This is a genomic window from Bacillus sp. LL01 (assembly GCF_001037965.1).
The window spans coordinates 1-4215 of sequence record NZ_LFEL01000176.1 but is presented as its reverse complement, the minus strand read 5'-3'; the positions used below and the strand labels follow the sequence as shown (position 1 = coordinate 4215).

At 39.5% G+C, this 4215-nt stretch carries 4 protein-coding genes and 1 pseudogene; 4 read left to right on the top strand and 1 reads right to left on the bottom strand.

Annotated elements, in window-relative coordinates:
* Nucleotides 1-394, top strand: a 394-nt coding sequence (locus AB685_RS27360; protein ID WP_047973756.1) for an HAD hydrolase family protein, incomplete at its 5' end; no start/stop codon positions are given.
* 63 nt (nucleotides 395-457) lie between these two features.
* On the opposite strand, the gene thpD is transcribed toward AB685_RS27360, so the two are convergent.
* Nucleotides 458-1369 carry an ectoine hydroxylase gene (thpD, locus tag AB685_RS27355; protein ID WP_047973754.1) on the bottom strand — a complete coding sequence of 304 codons (912 nt, stop codon included), beginning with the start codon at nucleotides 1367-1369 and terminating at the stop codon, nucleotides 458-460.
* Nucleotides 1370-1560: 191 nt separating this feature from the next.
* On the opposite strand from thpD, the gene AB685_RS27350 reads away from it, so the two are divergent.
* The 3 genes and pseudogenes from AB685_RS27350 to AB685_RS27340 all read left to right on the top strand — a co-directional run.
* Nucleotides 1561-2043, top strand: coding sequence for an SRPBCC domain-containing protein (locus AB685_RS27350; protein ID WP_047973753.1), 483 nt, complete (start codon nucleotides 1561-1563; stop codon nucleotides 2041-2043).
* 257 nt (nucleotides 2044-2300) lie between these two features.
* Entirely contained in the window at nucleotides 2301-3800 is a 1500-nt protein-coding gene (locus AB685_RS27345) for a long-chain fatty acid--CoA ligase (protein WP_053073972.1), read from the top strand.
* 44 nt (nucleotides 3801-3844) lie between these two features.
* Nucleotides 3845-4215: pseudogene (locus tag AB685_RS27340) on the top strand (nitronate monooxygenase); the annotation flags it as partial.

The window sequence follows — 4215 nt, the reverse complement described above, 5'->3', positions numbered from 1 at the left end:
AGCCTTCCCAACACATGATCCCGAGTATTTTAAAATGGAAGAGATTTATCAAACGCTTATATTCTGCGAGCGTGGTGAAGAAACACGTTACGAGCAAAAGTTTGAAGCATTTGATTTCATCCGTTGGCACCCGCTTTCAGTCGATATCTTGCCAAATGGCGGCTCAAAAGCAAAGGGCATTGAGATGATGATTGCTAAATTAAACATTAAGCCGGAAAATGTCTATGCATTTGGTGATGGGTTAAACGATATCGAGATGCTCTCAACTGTTRCACATGGTGTAGCGATGGGCAATGCTCATGAAGAAACGAAAGAAGTAGCCAAATACGTGACAAAAGCAGTTGATGAAGATGGGATTGTGCACGGATTGAAGATGGTAGGATTGTTGAAATAGAAAATAGATAAAGGCCACTCAGCTCAAACTGAATGGCCTTCTCTTATGAATAATTCTTCATTCTTACTTAAGTATTTTTTCTTTTCCGAGTGGTTCGGTTGTTTTGCGAACAGCGATGTATTCTGGTCGTTCTCCTGCACCTGCAAATGGTTCAACGAGTTTATTTTCGACACTGTTGTACACCATGAACAAATTGTTACGTGGGTACGGGGTCATATTGCTTGTTGAAGCATGCATTGTGTTCGATTCAAAAATGGTAATGGTTCCTGCTTTTCCAGTCGCAACAGATAGACCGCCACCTTGGTCGACTAACCACTTTAAGCTATCATTATCTGGGACACCCACTTTTTGAGTTTTCAATGATTCTTTGTAATTGTCTTCAGGTGTTGCGCCTACACAACTCACATAATACTTATGAGAACCTGGTACGAGCATCAGTGGTCCGTTGTGTACATAGTTGTCTGATAGGGCAATCGACATGCTTAATGCACGCATTCTAGGCATCCTGTCTTCTGTATGCCACGTCTCAAAATCCGAATGCCAATTAAACTCCTTACCTGAAAATCCTGGCTTATAGTTTATACGGGATTGATGGACATATACGTCACTTCCGAGTAGATGATTGACGATATCAAGTAAGCGCTGATCAGCTGCAATTTCCTTGAAGTAATCGTCATCTTGATCCACTGCAAAAATCGATCGGATTTCATTGCTATTAGGCTCACGAATCATTTTCTCAGATTGTACGCCGCTATTTGATTCCTGTAATTCGAATATCGCTTTTTGCATAGCAGCCACTTCCTCATCCGAGAAGAGGTTTTCAATTTGTAAAAATCCATTCTCCTCATAGAAATCAAGCTGGTCTTTCGTGAGTGGAGCCTCGTGATCATGCTTTCGGTCGGTATGAATCACAGGGTCCTTACGCTTCATGATCTGCGGTTTCTCGCTTATTCTTGAAGGGTAAAAGTCTTCCATTCTTCAAACACTCCCATTATCTTGATCTCAGATATCTGCTTAATAGCTATATCTGGCTCACTCACACTCATACCACTCCAATTTTCTGAATAAACATGAATTTCAAAAAAAGAGAAATTACGCAATTGGGTAAAGGAAATTAGGGTATAGGTAGAAGAAAACATACTACATAGCTTGAAAGGGTGAGGYGAATGAGCAATTATTCAGCAACGATGGTAGAAATGACGAGATTGATTCAAGCACCTGTGGAAAGGGTGTTCGATGCATGGCTGAATCCTGATGTTATGAGAAAATGGTTGTTTACAACCGAAGAAACCAACAAGTCAGCCACGAATAAGCTAGTTGAAGGTGGTACATGGGAGATCATTGATCACAGAGAGGGCACAGACTACAGAGGAATCGGTTCTTACGTTAAAATCGAACGTCCATCAACGCTTGTCTTCACGTTTAAGATKCCACAATTTAGTGAAAGCGAAGATACGATTCAAGTCACATTTACCGAACAGGAAAATAATTGCCTCATGACATTCATCCATGAAATCATCGTTCCCCATGAACCCGAATGGACCGAAAAGGATATTGAAAAAGCCTTACACGAATACAACCTCCAAACTGAACAAGGCTGGAGCATGATGTTTGATAATTTGAAGCAAATTGTTGAAGTGAGTTATTAACTGATTAAACTAAGCACTATTCTCTTTAAGGATAGTGTTTTTTTGATATCGTTTTTAATATGTTTAAGAATTATACGTGGTTCAAAAGTATTGACATTCAGCAGTAGGGCTTTATAATGAGGATTTATAGAGTTAATAGTAAGAAAATTACAAAAATAATGTCGGGTGATTGGAAGCATACTKATTTTAAGGTAGGTAAAAAGCAAGGTGAACAAATCAACTAAAGCGCTTACATGATTTTAGGAGGGTTAAAAAATATGATGATCTCAGAAAAATTAGCGTTATGTGCAGAACAGAACCCATCAAAAGTGATTACAACCTATAACAAACGACATACAACATACGCCGAATTCTATCAACAAGCTCAAAATGTAGCAGGATACTTCCAAGCCAAAGGGTATCAAAAGGATGATATCATTGCTGTTTACTTACATAACTCTGATTATTTTTTAGTTTGCTATTATGCTTGTCAAATTGGTGGTTTCACGATCTTACCAGTTAACAATAAATTGACGGCAAATGAGATTAATTACATCTTTACGCACTCAGAAGCGAAAGCTCTCATTTATGATGAGCGTTTTCAAACGGTAATAGAGGAATTACAAGAAACGATTAACAACATGGATGATCTGCTAGTAGTTGGTGAAAAAGAGAATACGTTAGAAGATGTGATAAATGGACCGGAACTTCCGGTTGAAAAGAAAGATAATCAAGGCAATGATACAGCGGTTGTCTTTTATACATCTGGAACAACCGGTAAGCCAAAAGGGGTAATGTTATCTGCGTCTAATATTGAAGCATCTACAAAAATATGGATCGAAGCGATGGAGATTACAAGTGACGATCGCATGCATATTGTAGCCCCACTTTTCCACTGTGCTGCTAGTAATGTATTTAGTTTACCTGTTATCTACGCAGGTGGAACAATCATTATTGAAGAAGCCTTTTCACCTGAGCAAACACTTCAAACGATGGAAGAAGAAAAAGTAACGATTTTCTTTGGAGTCCCAGCCATGTACAGCATCCTATTAAACACCCCTAAGATGTCTACATTAGATCTATCAAACTTGCGATTATTCACATACGGGGCAGCGCCTATGCCTTATGAGTTAGTCAAAAAAGTAAAAGCGCTGTATCCGAACATAAAAGTACAGAATTTATATGGTCAAACGGAAAACTCCCCGGCTGCCACTACATTAAAAGATCACTATGCCCTGGATAAGGTAGGGTCTGTAGGCGAAGTTCTGCCTCAGACGGAGATTCGTGTCGTCGATGAATTTGGTGAATCAGTACCAGTGGGTGAAGTTGGAGAAATAATTGTAAAAGGTCCGCAAGTGATGAAAGGGTACTTAAAAAATGAGGAAGCAACGAATGTAGCCTTAAAAGATGGATGGCTCTACAGCGGTGATCTTGGACGATTTGATGAGGATGGTCTCCTCTATATCGTTGATCGAAAGAAAGATATGATTATCCGAGGTGGGGAAAAGGTGTATCCTGTTGAAATTGAGGAAGTCCTCTATGAGATCCCGGAGTTACTAGAAGCTGCGATTGTAGGTGTGCCGGATAAAGTGCTAGGAGAAGTGCCAAAAGCTTATGTTGTCCTAAAAGAAGGGGCCGATGTTGAAGAAGAGGCGATCTTACAGTTCTGTAAGAAGAAACTAGCTACTTATAAGCTACCTAAAGAAGTAGAATTTATTGATCGTTTACCTCGAAATGCGAGTGGAAAAGTATTAAAAACATCGCTACGTACCCAATAAAGCTTGCCTAATTATTAAAAATGAGCAATATAGGAGGAAGTTAAATGAATGAAAAGTGGAAAGAAATAATGGATAGCGTCTCAATACCAGTTATTGCGGCTCCGATGTTTTTAGTATCAAGCCCTGCTCTTGTGATCCAGTCTTGTAAAAAAGGGATCATCGGCTCGTTCCCTTTATTGAATGCACGAACCTCAGACTTATTGGAAGAGTGGATACTAGACATTAAGCAACAATTAAATGCCTTTCAAGAAGAAACAGGCAAACAAGCAGCGCCGTGGGCTGTTAACTTTATCGCTCATTCCTCGAATAAACGACTAGAAGGCGATCTTGAACTAATCAAGAAATACCAACCGCCTATTGTCATCACTTCATTAGGACATCCTGGAGCTGTTTTGGAGGTTGTGCATTCGTATGG